The 18,507-nt window shown below is 58.4% G+C and carries 20 protein-coding genes; 9 read left to right on the forward strand and 11 right to left on the reverse strand.

Annotation, left to right across the window (positions count from 1 at the left end; all coding sequences use genetic code 11):
* Positions 1–236 precede the first annotated feature (236 nt).
* On the reverse strand, positions 237–1,529 hold the full coding sequence (locus tag GS630_RS14515) for a lytic murein transglycosylase (protein ID WP_253285882.1): 1,293 nt from the start codon (positions 1,527–1,529) through the stop codon (positions 237–239).
* A gap of 87 nt (positions 1,530–1,616) precedes the next feature.
* Positions 1,617–2,330 (reverse strand): YafY family protein, encoded by a 714-nt coding sequence (locus GS630_RS14520; RefSeq protein WP_171620110.1) that lies wholly within the window; start codon positions 2,328–2,330, stop codon positions 1,617–1,619.
* A gap of 84 nt (positions 2,331–2,414) precedes the next feature.
* Between GS630_RS14520 and GS630_RS14525 the strand changes: the two genes are divergently transcribed.
* Both GS630_RS14525 and GS630_RS14530 read left to right on the forward strand, forming a co-directional pair.
* Positions 2,415–3,110 carry a glutathione S-transferase family protein gene (locus GS630_RS14525; RefSeq protein ID WP_171180359.1) on the forward strand — a complete coding sequence of 232 codons (696 nt, stop codon included), beginning with the start codon at positions 2,415–2,417 and terminating at the stop codon, positions 3,108–3,110.
* Positions 3,107–3,493: a DUF1801 domain-containing protein gene (locus GS630_RS14530; RefSeq protein WP_171620112.1), complete on the forward strand. Its 387-nt coding sequence runs from the start codon at positions 3,107–3,109 to the stop codon at positions 3,491–3,493. The genes GS630_RS14525 and GS630_RS14530 overlap by 4 nt, the downstream gene beginning before the upstream one ends.
* Here the strand turns inward: GS630_RS14530 and rnr are convergent.
* Genes rnr through dapE form a run of 3 tightly spaced genes read right to left on the reverse strand, consistent with a single transcriptional unit; the run spans position 3,484 to position 7,508 of the window.
* Positions 3,484–5,742 carry a ribonuclease R gene (gene rnr, locus GS630_RS14535; RefSeq protein WP_171712081.1) on the reverse strand — a complete coding sequence of 753 codons (2,259 nt, stop codon included), beginning with the start codon at positions 5,740–5,742 and terminating at the stop codon, positions 3,484–3,486. The genes GS630_RS14530 and rnr overlap by 10 nt on opposite strands.
* A 47-nt stretch (positions 5,743–5,789) precedes the next feature.
* On the reverse strand, positions 5,790–6,365 hold the full coding sequence (locus tag GS630_RS14540; RefSeq protein WP_171180366.1) for a TIGR04282 family arsenosugar biosynthesis glycosyltransferase: 576 nt from the start codon (positions 6,363–6,365) through the stop codon (positions 5,790–5,792).
* A 3-nt stretch (positions 6,366–6,368) separates the two neighbouring features.
* Entirely contained in the window at positions 6,369–7,508 is a 1,140-nt protein-coding gene (gene dapE, locus GS630_RS14545; protein ID WP_171620116.1) for a succinyl-diaminopimelate desuccinylase, read from the reverse strand.
* A 210-nt stretch (positions 7,509–7,718) separates the two neighbouring features.
* Between dapE and GS630_RS14550 the strand changes: the two genes are divergently transcribed.
* Positions 7,719–8,777: a transporter substrate-binding domain-containing protein gene (locus GS630_RS14550; protein ID WP_171180370.1), complete on the forward strand. Its 1,059-nt coding sequence runs from the start codon at positions 7,719–7,721 to the stop codon at positions 8,775–8,777.
* Here the strand turns inward: GS630_RS14550 and GS630_RS14555 are convergent.
* A complete protein-coding gene (locus GS630_RS14555) occupies positions 8,774–9,118 on the reverse strand; it encodes a hypothetical protein (RefSeq protein WP_171180372.1) in 345 nt (114 codons plus the stop codon). The genes GS630_RS14550 and GS630_RS14555 overlap by 4 nt on opposite strands.
* Before the next feature lie 116 nt (positions 9,119–9,234).
* Between GS630_RS14555 and GS630_RS14560 the strand changes: the two genes are divergently transcribed.
* Entirely contained in the window at positions 9,235–9,570 is a 336-nt protein-coding gene (locus GS630_RS14560; protein WP_171180425.1) for a cupin domain-containing protein, read from the forward strand.
* 57 nt (positions 9,571–9,627) lie between these two features.
* Here GS630_RS14560 and dapD read toward each other — a convergent pair whose 3' ends face one another.
* From dapD to GS630_RS14575, 3 genes are all read right to left on the reverse strand, one after another.
* Positions 9,628–10,455: a 2,3,4,5-tetrahydropyridine-2,6-dicarboxylate N-succinyltransferase gene (dapD, locus tag GS630_RS14565; RefSeq protein WP_171105853.1), complete on the reverse strand. Its 828-nt coding sequence runs from the start codon at positions 10,453–10,455 to the stop codon at positions 9,628–9,630.
* A gap of 109 nt (positions 10,456–10,564) precedes the next feature.
* Positions 10,565–11,164 carry a GntR family transcriptional regulator gene (locus GS630_RS14570; RefSeq protein WP_171180376.1) on the reverse strand — a complete coding sequence of 200 codons (600 nt, stop codon included), beginning with the start codon at positions 11,162–11,164 and terminating at the stop codon, positions 10,565–10,567.
* Positions 11,165–11,208: 44 nt separating this feature from the next.
* The gene (locus tag GS630_RS14575; protein WP_171180378.1) at positions 11,209–12,120 is read right to left on the reverse strand and encodes a threonine/serine dehydratase; all 912 of its coding nucleotides are present in this window, start codon (positions 12,118–12,120) and stop codon (positions 11,209–11,211) included.
* A gap of 79 nt (positions 12,121–12,199) precedes the next feature.
* Between GS630_RS14575 and GS630_RS14580 the strand changes: the two genes are divergently transcribed.
* Both GS630_RS14580 and GS630_RS14585 read left to right on the forward strand, forming a co-directional pair.
* Positions 12,200–13,042: a TIGR00730 family Rossman fold protein gene (locus tag GS630_RS14580; RefSeq protein WP_171180380.1), complete on the forward strand. Its 843-nt coding sequence runs from the start codon at positions 12,200–12,202 to the stop codon at positions 13,040–13,042.
* 3 nt (positions 13,043–13,045) lie between these two features.
* A complete protein-coding gene (locus GS630_RS14585; protein WP_171180382.1) occupies positions 13,046–14,143 on the forward strand; it encodes a cystathionine gamma-lyase in 1,098 nt (365 codons plus the stop codon).
* Here GS630_RS14585 and GS630_RS14590 read toward each other — a convergent pair whose 3' ends face one another.
* Positions 14,144–14,527 (reverse strand): hypothetical protein, encoded by a 384-nt coding sequence (locus tag GS630_RS14590; RefSeq protein WP_171180384.1) that lies wholly within the window; start codon positions 14,525–14,527, stop codon positions 14,144–14,146.
* A gap of 159 nt (positions 14,528–14,686) precedes the next feature.
* Between GS630_RS14590 and GS630_RS14595 the strand changes: the two genes are divergently transcribed.
* From GS630_RS14595 to GS630_RS14605, 3 genes are all read left to right on the forward strand, one after another.
* The gene (locus GS630_RS14595; protein WP_171620118.1) at positions 14,687–15,607 is read left to right on the forward strand and encodes a DnaJ C-terminal domain-containing protein; all 921 of its coding nucleotides are present in this window, start codon (positions 14,687–14,689) and stop codon (positions 15,605–15,607) included.
* Positions 15,604–15,942, forward strand: coding sequence for a hypothetical protein (locus tag GS630_RS14600; protein ID WP_152459322.1), 339 nt, complete (start codon positions 15,604–15,606; stop codon positions 15,940–15,942). The genes GS630_RS14595 and GS630_RS14600 overlap by 4 nt, the downstream gene beginning before the upstream one ends.
* 63 nt (positions 15,943–16,005) lie before the next feature.
* Positions 16,006–17,664: a U32 family peptidase gene (locus GS630_RS14605; protein ID WP_171236128.1), complete on the forward strand. Its 1,659-nt coding sequence runs from the start codon at positions 16,006–16,008 to the stop codon at positions 17,662–17,664.
* A gap of 6 nt (positions 17,665–17,670) precedes the next feature.
* On the opposite strand, the gene GS630_RS14610 is transcribed toward GS630_RS14605, so the two are convergent.
* Complete coding sequence (locus GS630_RS14610) at positions 17,671–18,294, reverse strand: cytochrome P460 family protein (RefSeq protein ID WP_171180390.1); 624 nt, start codon at positions 18,292–18,294, stop codon at positions 17,671–17,673.
* Positions 18,295–18,507 lie beyond the last annotated feature (213 nt).

Below are 18,507 nucleotides of genomic sequence, written 5' to 3' on the forward strand. Positions count from 1 at the left end.
TACCATAAGTTTACGCGCGACAAAAAACTTGATTTCACCCACGTCAACTTCAAATATTCGAATGCGCTTCGGAAGAATATTACCTCGGCCTGTATCGCAACCTGCCATCCCGCAGGGTCTACCTCCTGTCTGCCGTGTGAGTGGTGGCAGACAGGAGGCTTCACAATGCCAAATCGTGAAAGACGCAGTCAGCGCCTGGGTTTGAAACTGAGCCGGCCTTGGGTTTTACGACTGCCTTATCGCAGCCGCTCCAATAGTTCCTCAGTTGGATACCCATCTGGCCGCAAACCTTGCGCCAGTTGGTATGCGCGCACCGCGCTGATCGTGTTCGGCCCAGCCCGCCCATCTATACCCTTTGTATCAAACCCGGCATTGGTCAGGCGGGTTTGCAGTTCCTTTTTTTCGGTGAAACTCAACACGCGGTCAGCGCGCGGCCAGTCGGATCGAAACGGTACACCTCCGGCCAGCCGGTCGGACAGATGCCCGATTCCGATCACATACGCGTCGGCCCCGTTATACGCCTCGATCACTTTGAAATTGTCGAAGATCATCAAGGCAACACCCCGCCCGCCTGCGGGAAGCAGAATCGCGGCCTGACCATGATCCGCAACAGCGTTGCCGTCAGTTCCCACGACACCCTGTGCAGCCCATGCGGACGGCATCCGGGTGAAGTCGCGCCGGGCCGAAGCGTAATCGAAATCCGCAGGCAATCGCACTTCGACACCCCAAGGTTGCCCCTTAGTCCAGCCGTGTTGCGCCAGATACGACGCCGCCGAAGCCAGCGCATCCGTTGGGTCATCTGACCAAATGTCGCGACGGCCATCTCCGTCAAAGTCGACCGCATGATCCAGATACGAGGTCGGCATGAACTGCGTGTGGCCCATCGCGCCCGCCCAACTGCCCAACATATTTGCAGCGCTTACATCGCCTGCCTGCACGATCCTTAGGGCAGCGATTAACTGAGTTTCGAAGAACTGAGCACGCCGTGCATCAAAAGCCAGTGTCGCCAAAGACCTGAGCGTGCGGCTACTGCCACGGTAGGACCCAAACGAGGTTTCCAGCCCCCAGATTGCCGTGACCACCTCTTTCTCGACTCCGTATTCAGCCTCGATCTGCTTCAGCACCTGCCGGTGCCGTTGCATTGCGGCCCGACCATTGGACAGGCGCGTATCCGAGACGGCGGAATCGAGATATTCCCAGATCGGTTTCGAGAATTCCGCCTGATTTCGATCCCGCGCGATAATGTCTTCGTCAAACGTTATGTCCGAAAACACCTTAGACAGCGTTCCTTGCGATATGCCCTGCTGTCGCGCCCTATCCTGAAACGCGCTCAGCCAAACCTGAAACCGCGCTGCCGCCGCCGCAGACACCTGCAGCGCCTCGATTGATGGTCGCGGAACGGGTCGAAGCGAAACAGCCAAGTCTGCCGAGGCCAGCTTTATCGTTTCGCCAAGCATATTGCCGCCCGACCATTTTCCAGTTTTTGTTGTGTCCGCCTGCACCATGGATGCCCATAATGCGACGGTCATGACGCCGCCTACGCATTTATGCATACCGATTTTTCCTGATTACTGCTCACCCTTAGGGTAGCGCAAAATCGGTAAATCACAAAGCGCTCAGGTACCTGCCTCGCAGTCTTGTGCTTCCCGGTCTGCGCGTATGCGGGCCAGCACATCGCGCAGCATCGGCACCCGGTTTGGCCTAAAGCTTTGATCCGTCACACACATATCCTGCATCCGGTCGAGGCGAAAAACGCGGAAATCCTGCCTCAGATGACACCAGCTGAGTAACACGTTCGAACGGTCCATATAGACGATGCTAAGCGGATCTACGCGCCGCCGCGTGGCCTCTCCCTTTGCGTCGGTATAGGAAAACTCTACTGCACGCTCATCCCAAGCCGCCTGTCTTAGTGTTGCCGCGTCAATCGTCGGTGCCGGGGGTCGGTCAAACCGGGTGGCCGCCAAAATTGCGTGACTCAATCGGTGCGACTGACGCGCGGGCAAGCGGCCCTGCAACTTTCGAAGGGCAGCATTGGCAGCTTCTGCCAAAGCCGGATCACCAATAACCTGAACTTCACGCAGGCCCAGAACCAGCGCCTCAAGCTCATCATCGGTGAAGCCCAGCGGGGGCAATGTTGCATCCTCGATCAGAGTAAACCCAAACCCCGCTTCGCCGTCGATCACGGCCCCCAGACCACGCAGCGCATCGATATCGCGATGGATGGTCCGGGCAGACACATCCAGATCCTGCGCCAGTTGCGCTGAGGTTTTGGGCGACGGGCCAGAACGCAGGGCCTGCATCAATTGGAAGAGTCGGGCGGTGCGAGACATGATGCACCCTAGCTTAAACCTAATGTCAGAAACTGTCATCAGTGCCGACTACGTATCAAGCATCCCCACAAACGGAGCCCAGTGATGCTGACCCTTCTCACCTATCCTTCTGCCTTCGGCCTGTTCAGTGCCAGCCCGTTCTGCGTCAAGACGGCTTTGATGCTGCAACATTCCGGCCGGAAATGGCAGCGCTCTGACATGCTTGATCCCCGAAAGATGCCGCATCAGAAACTACCCGTTCTGCGCACACCCGAGCGTCTGATCCCCGACAGCGACCTGATCCGCGACTGGCTGGAAACCAACGGCGCAAATTTCGATCAGGGGCTGACCGATGTGGAAAAGGCGCATTCCCGCGCTTTGGTGCGCATGGCCGAAGAACACCTGTATTTTCACATCGTTCTGGACCGTTGGGGCAATGACGACGTGTGGCCGATCCTACGCGAAACCTTCTTTACCGGGATACCGGCCCTGATCCGCAAGCCTGCGTCCAACGCAATCCGAAAATCTGTTCTGAAGGGGATTACGTCTCAAGGGATTGGGCGGTTCTCGCTGTCCGAACGGTTGGACAGGGTTGAACGCGATCTTGAGGCGATCTCGGCCTATCTTTGGCAATCCTCGTTCTTGCTGGGGGACAGGCCGACGTCTGCGGATATGAGCGTCGGTCCGATGCTGGCTGCAATGCGCGTAACGCCTGCGGATACCCCGCTGACCCAGCGCATCAAACAGGATAAGGTGTTGAACAGTTACGTGGACCGGATGGAACAGGCGATACCCGTTTGAAACCTTTTGATAACCCCAAAGTCGCCGCAGCATTCGAGGCCCTGGCACCGCCCGCGCGCGAAGGGGCCTTTGCGCTGCGTGACCTGATCATTGATACGGCAACAACTCTGCCCGCGGCCACCCCGCTGCGAGAGGAGCTGCGCTGGGGCCAACCTGCGTATCTTGCGCCCAAAGGATCAACGATCCGGCTGGGGGCACACAAGTCGGCCAGTTTTGCACTGTTCGTGCATTGTCAAAGCCGATTGATGGGTGATTTCACCTCTGCCTTCCCGAATGAAGATCGCATTGACGGGACCCGTGCCCTTCTGTTCGACGACCCGCATCAGATAGATCCGAACCGCCACGGGTGGCTGATCGCCCGGGCGCTGACCTATCACCTCTGACGGCGCTTGCGTTCCACCTTGCGCTTGATCTTGTCCTTCTTGCGCTTGGTGCTGACAGCCTTTCGGCGGGTCGCCCGCTTGGAATGACCCCGTCCGCGCGGCAGCGCCTGATCGTCGATCGACAAAAGTTCCAGTTCCAGACCGCCAGTAACAGGTGTTGCTTCGGTCAAGCGAACGGTGACACGCTGACCGATGGCGATGATCAGGCCGGTGTCCGACCCCATCAGTGTCCCGGCCTCGCGGTCGAAATGAAAGAACTCGCGCCCCAAAGACCGCACCGGCACCAGCCCGTCCGCGCCGGTTTCGTCCATCTTCACGAAGGCCCCGAAACGGGCGATGCCGCTGATCCGGCCAGAGAACTCATTGCCCACCCGCTCGCTTAGATAGGCGGCCAGATAACGATCGGTTGTGTCCCGTTCCGCCATCATCGAACGGCGCTCTGTGTCCGAGATGTGCGTGGCGATTTCGTCCAAGCGCATAATTTCATCTTCAGTCAGCCCGTCCTTGGCCCAGCCATGGGCCGAGATCAGAGCGCGATGTACGATCAGGTCGGCATAGCGGCGGATGGGTGATGTGAAATGCGCATAGTTCCGCAGCGCCAATCCGAAATGCCCGAAGTTCTCGGGGTTATAATAAGCCTGCGCCATTGACCGCAGAGTGGTCAGATTGATGAGTTCGGCGTCCTCTGTCCCCGCAGCCGCGTTCAACAATGCGTTCAGATGCCGGGTCTGCAATACCTGCCCCTTGGCCAGGTTCAAACCCGCCGCCTGTGCTGTTTCCCGCAAGCTTTCAAGCTTCTCAGGCGCGGGTTCCTCGTGCACACGGAACAATAGCGGGCGGCGCTTGGCAATCAGGGTTTCAGCAGCGGCGACATTGGCGAGGATCATGAACTCCTCGATCAGCTTATGGGCATCCAAACGGTCGCGGAACGCCACGCTCGTCACTTCGCCGGTTTCTGACAGAACGATCTTACGTTCGGGCAAATCAAGCTCTAGCGGCTGCCGCACCGCGCGGGCCTTTTTCAAGGCAGCGTACGCGGCATAGAGCGGTTTTAACACTGGCTCCAGCAACGGCCCGGTGCGATCATTCGGAGTGCCGTCAATGGCCTCTTGTACTTCTGAGTAATTCAGCGAGGCAGCCGACCGCATCAGTCCGCGGACAAAGCGATGTCCAATCTTGTTCCCATCTCCGTCGATCTGCATCCGCACAGCGATACAGGCACGCGGCACACCCTCGTGCAGGGAACACAAATCGCCCGACAAACGATCCGGCAGCATCGGAACCACCCGATCAGGAAAATAGCTTGAGTTGCCCCGCTTTCGCGCCTCACGATCCAGGGCAGTTCCGGGCTGCACATAAGCGGCGACATCTGCAATGGCGACCCAGATCACGTGCCCGCCCGGGTTCTTCGGGTCGTCATCGGCGTGCGCATAGCATGCATCGTCATGATCCCGCGCGTCCGAAGGGTCGATGGTGAGCAAAGGCATTTCCCTAAGGTCTTCGCGGCCCTTCAAACCAACTGGCTTGGCCTTGTCCGCCTCGGCAATCACCTTGTCAGGGAAGTCATCCGGAATGCCGTGCTGATGAATCGCGATCAGTGACACAGCCTTGGGCGCGGTCGGATCACCCAAACGTTCAACAATGCGCGCACGCGGCAGACCCATGCGATTTTTGGGTCCCGCCTGCTCAGCTTCGACCAATTCGCCGTCTTTAGCGCCCAGCAGTGCCCCGTCGGCAACCAGCCATTCGGTGGATCCGGCCTTGTCGATGGGCACGATCCGCCCCCCTTCGGCGCCCTTGCGGAAGATGCCGACGATTTTGCGCGGGTTGGTTCCGATGCGGCGGATCAAGCGAGCTTCATAGTTATGATCTTCTTCATGCACCACGGTCAGACGCGCCAGAATGCGGTCGCCCTCGCCCAGCGCCGGATCACTGGCGCGGGCAATGATCAGCACGATGGGCTCGACCCCCTCACCATGCCACTCCAGCGGACGGGCAAACAGGTCTCCATCTTGGTTCGGTGCCTTGACCTGCAAAACGCTGACCGGCGGCAGGCGATCCGGGTCGCGATAGCTGCGCTTGCGCTTTTCAAGATGCCCTTCGGCCTCAAGTTCTTTGAGGATGCGCTTGAGATCAATCCGATCTGCGCCCTTGATGCCAAAGGCCTTGGCAATATCGCGTTTCGACGTCAGAGTGGGGTTCGCCGAGATCCAGTCCAGGACCTCCTGCTTGGTGGGGATGCGAGTCATATCTTCGGCCTATCACGCGTTTGCGACCGCGTCATGATCAAAAAACTTCAGGCTTTCAGATCGGCCACCGTATCCACATCGCGCAGGTGATCCAGCAACGAGACCCGCGCGCCGGGAACCGTGGCCAACGTGTCCGCCAAAGCGTGTTCCGTCGACCAGCGCACATTGCGAAACAGACCTGCTGGCAAAGCCGCATAGCGTTGCGCGCCAACCAACCAGTAACCGCCATCCGGTGCAGGGCCAAAGACCATTTGAGACCGCCCCAGTGCACCAAAAGCGCTGGCAATGTGAGCCCGCGAAATTCCCGGAATATCGGCACCGATCAGGCAAACCGGACCTTTGGGCATGCCCCGCAGCATTCGCCCCATCCGATCCCCCAGATCGCCACGCCCCTGTGCGGCGCGCGGCAAATCAGCCGGCCAGACCCGACTGTTCAGACCCTCTGCATCCGGGGACACCGCCAATACGATCTGCCAGCGTGGATCCCGCAGACGCCGGATCAACGACCGGGTCTGATGCCGGAACCACCATGCTGCACCCACCATGCCGATGTCGCGACCCAACCGTGTTTTCACCCGACCCGGATGGGGTTCCTTGACCATGATCACCAATGTGCGCGGCATGGGTCAGGCAAAGTATTCCGTCAGGATGCGCGTGTAGATCGACTTGAGCTGTTCGACCTGTGCCACCTCGACGCATTCATCCACCTGATGCATGGTGCGCCCGACCAGCCCAAACTCAACCACCGGGCAGTGATTTTTGACGAAACGCGCATCCGATGTGCCTCCTGTTGTGGACAACTCGGGCGTGACACCGGTTTCCGCTTCGACCGCCTTGGCCACCAGATCAGACAGTGGCCCCGGCGGGGTCAGAAAGCTTTCCCCAGAAATCTTGATTCTTACGTCCACCTCAACGCCGTACTCGGCAGCCACCTGATCCGCCTCTGATTGCAACCAATCGCTTAGGCTCGCACCGGAATGCAGATCGTTGAAACGAATATTGACCGCGCCACTGCTCCGGGCTGGGATCACGTTGGTGGCAGCGTTCCCCGTGTCGATCGTGACCACTGCCAAAGTTGAGGCGTCGAAGTGATCCGTGCCCTGATCCAGTTCGTGACTTGCCAACCGATCCATCAGCCGCGCCATCGCAGGCAGTGGGTTCTTAGCCCGATGCGGATAGGCCGAATGCCCCTGAACGCCAGTGATCGTGAACCATGCCGTCATCGAACCGCGACGGCCGATCTTCATCATCTCGCCCATCGTGTTCGGGCATGTGGGCTCACCTACCAGGCAGACCGACATGCGCTCATCTGCGCTGCTCATATAGTCGAGCAAGGCGGTGGTGCCATCCAGCGCATCACCTTCTTCATCGCCGGTAATCGCCAGGATGACGGCCCCGTCCGGCGGTGTGTCGCGCACGAAGTCTATCGCAGCCGCAGCAAACGCCGCGACCCCGGATTTCATATCGGTGGTACCGCGCCCGTACATCACACCGTCCCGCACCTCGGCCCCGAAAGGCGGCATCGTCCAAGCCTCTTCGTCGCCTACCGGAACAACATCTATGTGGCCGTTGAACCCGAAGCTGCGCGCGTGGCCTTTCTGGCCCCACCGCGCGAAAAGGTTACTGATGCCGCCACGGTCGACACGTGTGCACTCAAAGCCCGCGCCAGTCAGAACCGAGTCGAGCAATTCAAGCGCGCCGCCCTCTTCCGGTGTGACCGATGGGCAACGAATCAGGTCGGCTGTCAATTGAACGGGGTCGGTCATGCGGAGGCCTCTGGAGCTTTGTCTTTCGCGGGTTCGCGCACAGATTCAACGAATTGCCCGGTTTTCCAACCCCAATCCACAAAAAAATCAATCTTCCGACGCCGGACGTGTCAAAGCGAGACCCCAACAAAACATGGCAATTTACCCAGCGACCACCTTGCCGTGTGTCACACAATCGCGTTACAGGGCCGCGAAACAGGTGAAAAGAAAATGAAACGCGCGTTTTACGCTCTGATCTGCCTGACTTTCGCCGTCATCGCACAGCAGAGCCTGGCACAGACCCTTTCCGTCACGACCGTGACACGCCCCCCGTTTTCTTATGTCGAGGACGGGGATGAAACGGGTTTCTCGATGGACTTGCTTGCGGCACTGGCCGAGTCGCTGGGCTGGGACTATTCCGTCAACCGTGTGGACGCCTTTTCCGAAATGCTGGGTGCCGTACAAGACGGGTCTGCCGACCTAGCCATCGCCAATATCTCGATCACGGCGATGCGTGAAACACAGATGGATTTCAGTCAGCCGATCTTTGAGGCCGGGCTGCAGATCATGGTGCCGTCAGACGCGGTTCGTCGGCCCTCGCTGTTGCAGGCGTTGCTGTCCAAAGAACTCTTCATTGCTATCGGTCTGGCCTTTGCCATTCTACTGGGCGGCGGCATGTTGATGTGGAGCTTTGAGCGCCGCGCCCAACCTTATTTCGACCGCAAACTGAACGAAGCCTGGTTCCCGTCATTCTGGTGGGCGCTCAACTTGGTTGTGAATGGCGGCTTCGAAGAGCGGATGCCCCGCACCCCATTTGGGCGAATGTTGGGGGTCGTGCTGGTTGTGTCGTCGCTGTTCATTGTGTCGGTTTTCACCGCACGCATAACCTCGGTCATGACGGTAGACGCGATTACCGGCAGCGTGAACTCGGTCAACGATCTTTACGGCAAAAATGTCGGCACCATTTCCAACTCGACCGCGGCAAGTTTTCTAAACCGGCGTGAGATCGAATTCACCGGCTATCCCGGACTGGAGCAGATGCTGGACGCCTTCAAGGCCGAGGAACTTGACGCAGTCGTATTTGACGCGCCAGTCCTGTCCTATTTCGCCTCGCATGAGGGGCGGCGTATTGCGTCCATGACAGGCGGCATCTTCCTGCGCGAAAACTATGGCATCGCATTCCCGACAGGATCGCCGCTGGTCGAGGACGTCAATCAGGCTTTACTGTCACTGCGCGAAGATGGAACTTACGACGAAATTTACCGCAAGTGGTTCGGTACACGAAACTAGGCTTCAGCCTCGTCGCCATAAAACGGTGTCATCTGCGCGACGATCACGGCGTTTTCGTCCAATGCGCGTTGCATTAGGGCACGCTCGTCCGGCTCTATGTCATGCCCTTGCGCTTCGCGTTCCGCCAAAGTGCCATACCCGGTGACATCCAGCGGCGCTGTATCGGCTTGCTTCAGAATGGCCACCGTTTCGCGCACGGCCTCGGCCTCGTCGACTCCGCTGGCATAGCAGATCAACGCCGCGCCGGTCGCCCCTTCGGGCAGCCCGTCACCATCCTTGCGACCGATCTGGACCAGAAGAGTATAAACTTGCTGACGCGAAGGTTTCTTTTGCTTTTCCATGCGCAGGGCCATAGCTGCGTGCCCGCCGACGGTCAAGAAGCCCAGAATTGCAGACGGGCAATCTGGCGTCCATAGTACCGGTAAACAGCCGAACCATGACAACACAGGACCATTTCATGACATATCCCGATTTCATCACAGCATTTCCCAGCCTCGACGTCCCTTTCCCCGAAGATGTAGTTCAGACCGCTGTGATCCGGTCGGATGCTGGGCTGGTGGCGTTTTTTACTTTTCTCAAGGATTTTGAACTGCCCGCACATTCTCACAAAGCCCAATGGGGCACTGTCGTCGAGGGTGAGGTCGAACTGACCATCGGCACCGAGACCAGAATATACCGCCCGGGCGACAGCTATTCGATCCCTTCGGGTGTCGAACACGGTGGCAAGATCAAAGCGGGTTCTCGTGTGATTGACGTTTTTGAAGAACCAGACCGCTATCCGGTGAAGGCATAAGGCTCAAAAAAGGGCTGCAGCGCAAGCTACAGCCCTTCTTGGAGGATATACGGCAATTTAGTCGCGCAGCAATTCGTTGATGCCGGTTTTCGAGCGTGTCTTTTCATCCACCCGTTTCACGATCACGGCACAGTACAGGCTGATGTTGTTCTTGGAAGGCATCGAACCGGCAACAACCACCGAATAGGGCGGCACTTCGCCATAGGTGACTTCGCCGGTTTCACGGTCCACGATTTTGGTGGATTTGCCGATGAACACGCCCATGCCCAGAACCGAACCTTCGCGTACGATACAACCCTCGACCACTTCGGAACGGGCACCGATAAAGCAATTGTCTTCGATGATGGTCGGTCCGGCCTGCATGGGCTCAAGGACACCACCGATGCCGACGCCCCCCGACAGGTGAACGTTCTTGCCGATCTGCGCACAGGATCCAACGGTGGCCCATGTATCAACCATGGTGCCTTCATCGACATAAGCGCCCAGGTTCACAAAAGACGGCATCAGAACAGCGCCGGGTGCGATATAGGCAGACTTGCGGACAACGCAGTTCGGCACAGCACGGAACCCGGCGGCTTGCCATTGGCTTGCGTCCCAACCGGCGAACTTGCTGTCCACCTTGTCCCACCAGCCGCCAGCCTGCGGACCACCGGACTGGATTTCCATATCCTTGATGCGAAAGCCCAGCAGAACCGCTTTCTTGGCCCACTGGTTCACGTGCCAGTCGCCATTTTCAAGCTTTTCCGCAACACGCAGCGATCCGCTGTCCAGCGCGTTCAGCGTATCCTCGATCGCTTCACGCTGTTCGCCGGTGGTGGCGGGCGTGATTGTGTCGCGCGCCTCCCAGGCGGCTTCGATGGCGGCTTCCAGTTGCGCGTTGGACATGGGGCGTCTCCCTACAGAATCTGTTCGTGTCGGTTTGGCCTATACGCAAGTGGAAACAATGGTGCAATGCGACGAACATGGATCATTTTGCGTCTGAAACGGCCTTTCGTCAGCTTGCGCGGCGTATATGGCGGGTCAGGATGCCCTTGGCGGTGCTCAGATCCCTGCGCCTGAGGGCCTGAACCAGCGCGGCGTGATCCTTGTCTACCTGCTGCACCCATTTTGACCGCCAATGTGCGAACAGGTGGCGCGCGCTTGCGATATGCAGATCGTCAATGGCGTGCAAAAGCCGGGGTAGGCCACAAGGTGTCAGAATGGCACGATGGAACGCTCGGTTCAAAGCTTCCCATTGCGGCATCGTCTGCGCCTCATCACAGGCGATGCGTGCGCGATCGATCTTGTCCAACGCGACCGGAGACATGTTCTGCACGGATTGCTGCAACGCAAGGGTCTCTAACGCCACTCGCATTTCTATCACCTCACGCACTTCTGCCGGGTCCAGCGCGGTGACGCGCATCCCGCGGCGAGGCTCATGCCGGGCCAATCCATGCGCCTCAAGCCGCAACAGGGCTTCACGTACAGGGACGTGACTGGTGTCAAATTGGCGGGCAATATGGTCTTGCCGCAGCTTTTCCCCGGCCTCAAGCTCTCCGGTGATGATTTGCTGGCTCAGGTTTTGGTAGATCGTGTCGGAAATCGTAGCGGACATGGATTATAGATAAAATCCGCCCTACCCGTTCACAAGCCGATAATTCACCCTGCAAACGGGTCCGGTGCAATATTTGCGCCGCACAGCAGAACGGCAACACGCTCATCCGGTTCAGGCTGGTAGACACCCGACGCCAATGCAGCCAAGGCTGCTGCGCCTGCGGGCTCCACCAAAATGCGGTGGCTCTGCCAAAGCGCCTTTTGCGCATCCGCAATCGCGTCATCCGATACCAGAACCGAGCTCATGCCTTGCGCCAGATCGAAACAGATCTGTCCGATCCGCCGCGCGCCCAGCGCATTTGCAGCGATACCCGAGACAGATACATCCACCGGCTTACCCGCCTGTAACGCAGCGTTCAGCGCGCACGAGGTTTCAGGTTCGACTGCAACGACCTTGCGCGCGCCGTCAAACCACGCCAGCGCACCGGCAATAAGACCGCCGCCACCCACAGCAACCAGAACCGTATCGGCCTGCAACCCCTGAGCATCCCATTCGGCAAAACAGGTCCCTTGCCCCGCCACTGTCGCCGGGGCGTCATAGGCGTGAATTTGCATGGCACCAGTAGCTGCCTCATGTTCTTGCGCCGCGGTCAGCGCGTTGGCGTATTCGCCGGACACGACGCTTAGATCCGCGCCAGTTTGCCGGATCAGCGCGATTTTCGACGGACCTGCCAGTTCCGGTACGAATATCTTGGCGGGATAGCCCAGCGTCTGCGCAGCATAAGCAGCCGCCGCACCATGGTTGCCCCCGGACGCGGCCACAACGCCTGCCTGTGGCACGTCCATGCTGAGCAATGTGTTGAACGCGCCCCGTGCCTTGAAACTGCCAGTGTGCTGCATGTGCTCGAGTTTTAGCTCGATCGGATAGCCCGGAATGCGGCTTTCCATCACTGGGGTCACTTGTGCATATCCGGCGATACGGTCGCGGGCTTTTGAAATTTCACTTTTCCAATTCATTCTTGTCTTTCCGTGACTGGCGCTCTGATCGCGAACCCTATAGCTGTTTCATGAACACGCAAGCAGGGATCGATCACCTATGAGAGAAGACCGCCACAATCCGTTCCGCGACGCGCAGACCGACCGCTCGACCGCGAGTGAGGTTCCGGACACGCCGCAGACGCGTTCACCTGCCTATCGCCTTGCCTTTGCCGATGACGAATTCTTGTGCCGGGACGAATTGCGCCCGGTGCGTCTGCAACTGGAATTGCTGAAGCCCGAGATGATCATGATCGAGCGCGAGATCACCTCGACCATTGTGATGTTCGGCGGCGCGCGCATTCCGGAACCGTCGCAGAAACACACGGCGCGAACAGAGACTTTGGCCGGGTTGTCACAATATTACGATGAGGCGCGTGAGTTCGCGCGGCTAATGACCGAAAAGTCAAACGAAACCGGATGCCGTGAGAACGTCATCGTCACCGGCGGTGGTCCCGGTGTGATGGAGGCCGGAAACCGTGGCGCGCAGGACGCGGGTGGGTGTTCGATCGGCTTGAATATCGTGCTGCCGCATGAACAGGCGCCGAACCTCTATGTGACGCCGGACCTCAGCTTCAACTTCCATTACTTTGCCATTCGCAAGATGCATTTCCTGATGCGCGCCCGCGCCATCACCATCTTCCCCGGCGGTTTTGGCACCATGGATGAACTGTTCGAATCCCTGACCCTGATCCAGACCGGGCGGATGGACCGCGTGCCCTTCCTGCTGTTTGGCCGCGAATTCTGGGAAAAGGTCATCAATTGGGAAGCGCTGGCCGATGCCGGCACCATCTCGGAAGAAGACCTCGACCTGTTCCGGTTCGTCGACACCGCGCAAGAGGCGGTCGAGATCATCGAGAACTGGGAACCCGCCCCGCCCCGCGACGAAATTCCGGGGCGCTGAGCTATGGCTTCTAAAACCGGAGAGATGCTGCACCTGCGCGGCAACGCGTTGAACGCCGGTGAGCCGGTAACCCTGCCACTGACCCAAAGCAGCATGTACCACCTGCCCGGCGTGACGGAAGGTTTGCGCACCTATGGCCGCGTCGACAACCCAACCTGGGAGCATCTGGAACATGTTCTGGCCCATCTGGAGGACGCACCCTGCCTGACATTCCCTTCGGGGATGGCAGCGATCTCGGCAGCGTTGTTCGCGACCCTGAAGGCCGGATCACGCCTGCTGATCCCGTCGGACGGGTACTACGTGACACGCCTGCTGGCGGATCGTTTCCTTTCAGGTCTGGGCGTGACCGTTGAGGAACGACCCACTGCCGCCTTTACCAACGGCGGTTTTGACGGGTTCGATGTTGTCTTTGTAGAAAGCCCCTCGAACCCCGGTTTGGATATGATCGATCTGGCAGCGGTTGCTGAACAGGCGCGCGCAGCCGGGGGAGTGACCATTGCCGACAACACGACGATGACCCCGCTGGGTCAACGCCCACTGGAACTGGGCATCGATGTGGTTGTATCGTCAGATACCAAGGCGATGGGCGGGCATTCCGACATGCTGATGGGCCATGTGGCCAGCCGCAACAACGATATCATGGAACGGGTCGAGGAATGGCGAAAAGTGTCCGGATCAATCCCCGGACCGCATGAGGCGTGGCTGCTGCATCGCGGGCTGGAAACGCTGGATGTACGCTTTGACCGTATGTGCAGCTCGGCGCAGGTGTTGGCCGAACGTTTGGCGTCACATCCCACAGTGAAACAGGTCCGCTATCCAGGTCTGCCGGGCGATCCATCCCACAAACTGGCACAGTCACAGACGGCACGCTTCGGGTTTCTGCTGTCCCTGACACTGGAAAGTGAAGAGAAAGCCGAAGCCTTCATCAACGCTTGCCCCCTTCTGCGCCCCGCCACTTCTTTCGGAGGGGTCCACAGTTCAGCCGAACGTCGCGCGCGATGGGGCGACGATGTCGATCCCGCCTTCATCCGCCTGTCCGTCGGATGCGAACCTGTAGAAGAACTGTGGCAAGCCATCGAGGCCAGCCTGAACGCGCTGTGATTACTTCTTGGCTTCGCGCAGTTCTTTGAACACGTAGATCGGCAGCACAACGCTGGCGATCAGCGCCCCCAGCCAGACCAACAGCGTTGCTCCCAACAGGTTCGCAACTCCACCTACGGTCAGCCCAGCGGTTATCAGATCAGTCACCAACAGGCCTACAAAGGTCACGATCAAAGCAATCCCGCCCTTCAGCGCAGGCGCTTTCTTTTCACCCAGCTTCAGGATCAGGGGTTCGGCAATCAGCTGCACCACGGTGAAGACGATTACAACGACGATGAAAGAGATCGGCTTGATCGCAAATCCTGACAACAACAGCGAGGCAAGCAATAACCCAATGGCATTCCCGGCCAGCAAGGCCAGAGCCGACTTAATTCTACGAGACATGAGACGATCTCCGTCAATCAACAATTAGAAACATGCAGATGTTAACAGACCTGCAGGATTTTACGAGGCAATTCAATCGTCTCTTCCTTTTGACCCGTTGAAATCGCATGGTAGAAGACATTCATCAAGATCAGACATGCCCTGACCCGTGAGAGTGAGATGAGCGACGATCCCTATTCCGTTCTTGGCGTGGCAAAAGACGCCAGCGCCGCCGAGATCAAGAAAGCCTATCGGCGCATTGCCAAGGAATGCCATCCGGACCTGAAGCCCGGCGATGCCGAGGCTGAGGCCAAGTTCAAAGCCGCCGCCGCAGCCTACGATTTGCTGAAAGACCCGGAAACCCGTGCCCGGTATGACAATGGCGAGATTGACGCCTCGGGTCAGGAACGCCCGCAACAGCAGTTTTACCGTGAATATGCCGAAGCCGCTGGCAACCCCTATCGCGGACGTCAGGCAGACCCGGACGACATGTCCGACATCTTCGCCGAATTCATGCGCGGGCGTGGCGGGTTTGGCGGCCAGCGCGGCCATGAGTTTCACGCGCCGGGGCACAACCTGAACTATTCGCTGCAGATCAGTTTTCTGGATGCCGTGTTCGGTGCCAGTCAGAAACTGACCTTGCCAGACGGCGACCGGATCGAAGTGAAGATCCCGGCTGGAATTACCGAGGGTCAAACCATCCGCCTGAGGGGCAAAGGGGCCCCGGGATATGGCGAAGGCCCTCCGGGCGATGCTCTGGTAACTGTTTCGGTGGCCAGTCATCCGGTCTTTGATCGCCACGGCGACGACATCCATATTACGCTGCCCATCACGATTGACGAGGCCATACTGGGTGGCAAAGTCCCAGCTCCGACCATCGACGGTGGCGTGAATGTCAGCGTACCGGCGGGCACCAGCAGTGGTAAAACCCTGCGATTGCGGGGCAAGGGTGTCAAAAAACGCGGCTCGTCCGAGCGTGGGGATCAGTTGATCGAACTGACCGTCTCGATGCCCGAGAAAATCGATGACGATCTGAAACAGTTCATGGAGACCTGGCGCGAGACGCACAGCTACGACCCGCGGAAAGGAATGCCGTCATGACCCTGACCGAGAAGGAACTGATCGAAACCGTCGCCCGACTGACCTCGGATCGGCTGACCGAATATCTGGCGGCCGAGATTGTGATCCCCGAACAATCAGACCAAGGGCTGATCTATCACAGCATCGACGTCGCCCGTCTGGAACTGGCCTGCGAGTTGCACGAACAGTACGACATGGAGGCAGATGCGCTGTCGATGATGATCTCGCTGATTGATCAGATGCACGGGCTACGGGCCGAACTGCGCGAGGTTCTGAACGCGGTCGAGGCTCAACCCGAACCGGTGCGTCAGCAACTGGTTGAAGTGATCGGCACAGCGCGGTTCCGTCGCAGATAACGGGGTTTTGGACTCGACCCATTTGGCGTAGAAGGCCGCCTTGATCCTTTGCCAGGTGGCTCTATGACCCAGTCCCGATCCGAATTGCTGATGCCCGCGGGCAATCTGCGCAAGTTGAAACTCGCCATCCTTTACGGCGCAGACGCAGTGTATCTGGGCACGCCCGACATGTCGTTGCGCACGAAATCCGAGTTCTCGCTGGAAGAGGTGATCGAAGGGGTTGAGTTCTGCCACAGCCATGGCCGACGCGCCTATCTGACGCTGAACCTGTTTTCGCATAATAAAGACATCCCGAAACTGGATGAGTACATCGACACGGTGCGCAAGGTGCAGCCCGACGGGCTGATCATTGCTGATCCGGGTGTGTTCCAATATGTCCGCGAACGCGCACCCGAACTGCCGCTGCATATCTCGACCCAGGCCAATATCTGTTCGTGGCTATCGGTGAAGTTCTGGCAGGATCAGGGCGCTGAACTGGTGGTTCTGGCACGCGAAGTCTCGTACCCCGAGCTTGTGGAAATCCGCGAGAAGTGCCCTGACATCAAGCTTGAGGCTTTCGTCCACGGTGCGATGTGCATGACCTATTCAGGTCGTTGCCTGCTTTCGAACTTTATGGCCGAACGCGGGGCGAACCAGGGCAATTGCGCCAATTCCTGCCGCTGGAACTATGGCCTGAAACTGCGCCTGAAGGACGGCACGCATCAGGAACTGCGCATCACCGACGAAAACGCGGACCTGTTTGAATTCCTGCTGGAAGAAGGCTGCCGCCCCGGTGATTTGATGCCAATCGAAGAAGATGATCGCGGGTCATACATCCTGAACTCCCGCGATCTGTGCATCATGCCCAAGCTGGATGAATACCTGAAGATCGGTGTCGACAGCCTCAAGGTCGAAGGGCGCGGTAAGTCGGAGTATTACGCCGCCATCGTTGCGCGGGCGTATCGGATGGCGATCGACGACTACAATGCCGATCCTGAGAACTGGGATCCCAGACCATATATGCGCGAACTGGAAACCGTAGGAAACCGCGGCTACACGCTCGCCTTCCACGAAGGACGTCTGACCAACTACGCGCATGACTATGAACACACCGCTTCGATCGCGCAGTGGGAGTATGCGGGGATTGTCACCGAAGTGACTGAAGACGCCTTTCTGGTCGAGGTGAAGAACAAGCTGGAACCGGGCGACGTGTTGGATTTTGTCTCACCTATCTCACGCGATACGGTTCTGCTGCGGGTCTACGATTTCGAACGCGCGTCTGACGGCAAGCGGCTGGATGTGGTGCATGGCAGCACGAAGACAGCCATCCGGCTGCCTTTCACCCTGTTCGATCACGAAGACATTGACGATCTGCGCGCGCGCTTCCCGGTTTACTCGGTTCTGCGCAAGGAACGCGCCCTGACCGATGAACACTGGAGCCGCATTCGTTTCGACAAACTGGTGCAAGGGCTGGAAACCACTGGCCGTGACAACCCGACGGCTTATGCCCGTCGTCGCGACGAACTGGTCGAAAAGATCGGCGAGGATGGCAATGAACGCCGGTTCAAGACCAACCGTATCGGAACCGAAGGCTGCTGTGGCAAGGGGTGTAACGGGTGTCTGATCTTCTGGCAGGATGAGAAATACGCGCTGGCTCGAGAAGTTCTGTCAAAACGCAAACAAGGCGAACAACTCAGCCGCCGCGAGGCGACGGAACTGAAGCTGCCAGGCGAACCGGCCTGATCCGGTTCATTCGCTCTTGCGATACTCTTCCGGCACATAAAACGTGTAGTCTCGATCCGCCACCTGTTCGTGGCAGACATGGCAATACGCGACTTCACCGGCGCGATCACCCAAGGTATCGCCAAACACAGAACCGTCTGGCAGGACCATGATATAACGCCAATCCGCTGTATCCGGGTTCGCCCCGTTTGCCAGTTTCTCCATTATGAACATGGCACCTGGATGTATGCGCCCTTCATCCGTCACGGTCATGCTGTCCTTGGCCAGGACAGAACCCATAGGCAGCTCTTCGCCTTTTTGCAAAGTCGCATAGTTATGGGCCATGCGGTTGGCATAACTGTTCACAAACCGCCGGCCATGGGTTGCCGAAATATAGGGTGCATCGTTGAATAACGGCCAGCTTTGGTAGTTGAGGATCAGGTCCAGTTGCGCCGCTGCATACCCGCGCGCCATGCGACGGTTCAGCGAACGGTAGTGCTTCAAAGCCTCGTCCTTGCTCAGCTCAGCAGGGTTTTCGATCGCGATATGAGCATTTTCGCTGTCGGCAAAAACCAAACTTGAACTTGCCGCAAACGCAAAGGCAAACAAGATTGCTCCGAAAAGGTTAGTGTTAGTAAAGCTTGTGTTCATAATATTGGCCCACCTGAAAATCAGTTCGCCTGAGCACCGCCTGACAGCACCGGTTTAGTCTAGCGACCTCGCAATAACTTGCCAGCTCTGGCCCGGTCCGCTCACCACCTTGTGCATGGATTTGAAAAGGGCCATGCTAGCGATGAACACGGGAAACATAGCAAATTATGCATATTGTTTCAGCACCTGAAACATTAAGTTTACAAGTACACT

The sequence above is a fragment of the Ruegeria sp. HKCCD7303 genome (genome assembly GCF_013111185.1).
Taxonomy (GTDB): domain Bacteria; phylum Pseudomonadota; class Alphaproteobacteria; order Rhodobacterales; family Rhodobacteraceae; genus Ruegeria.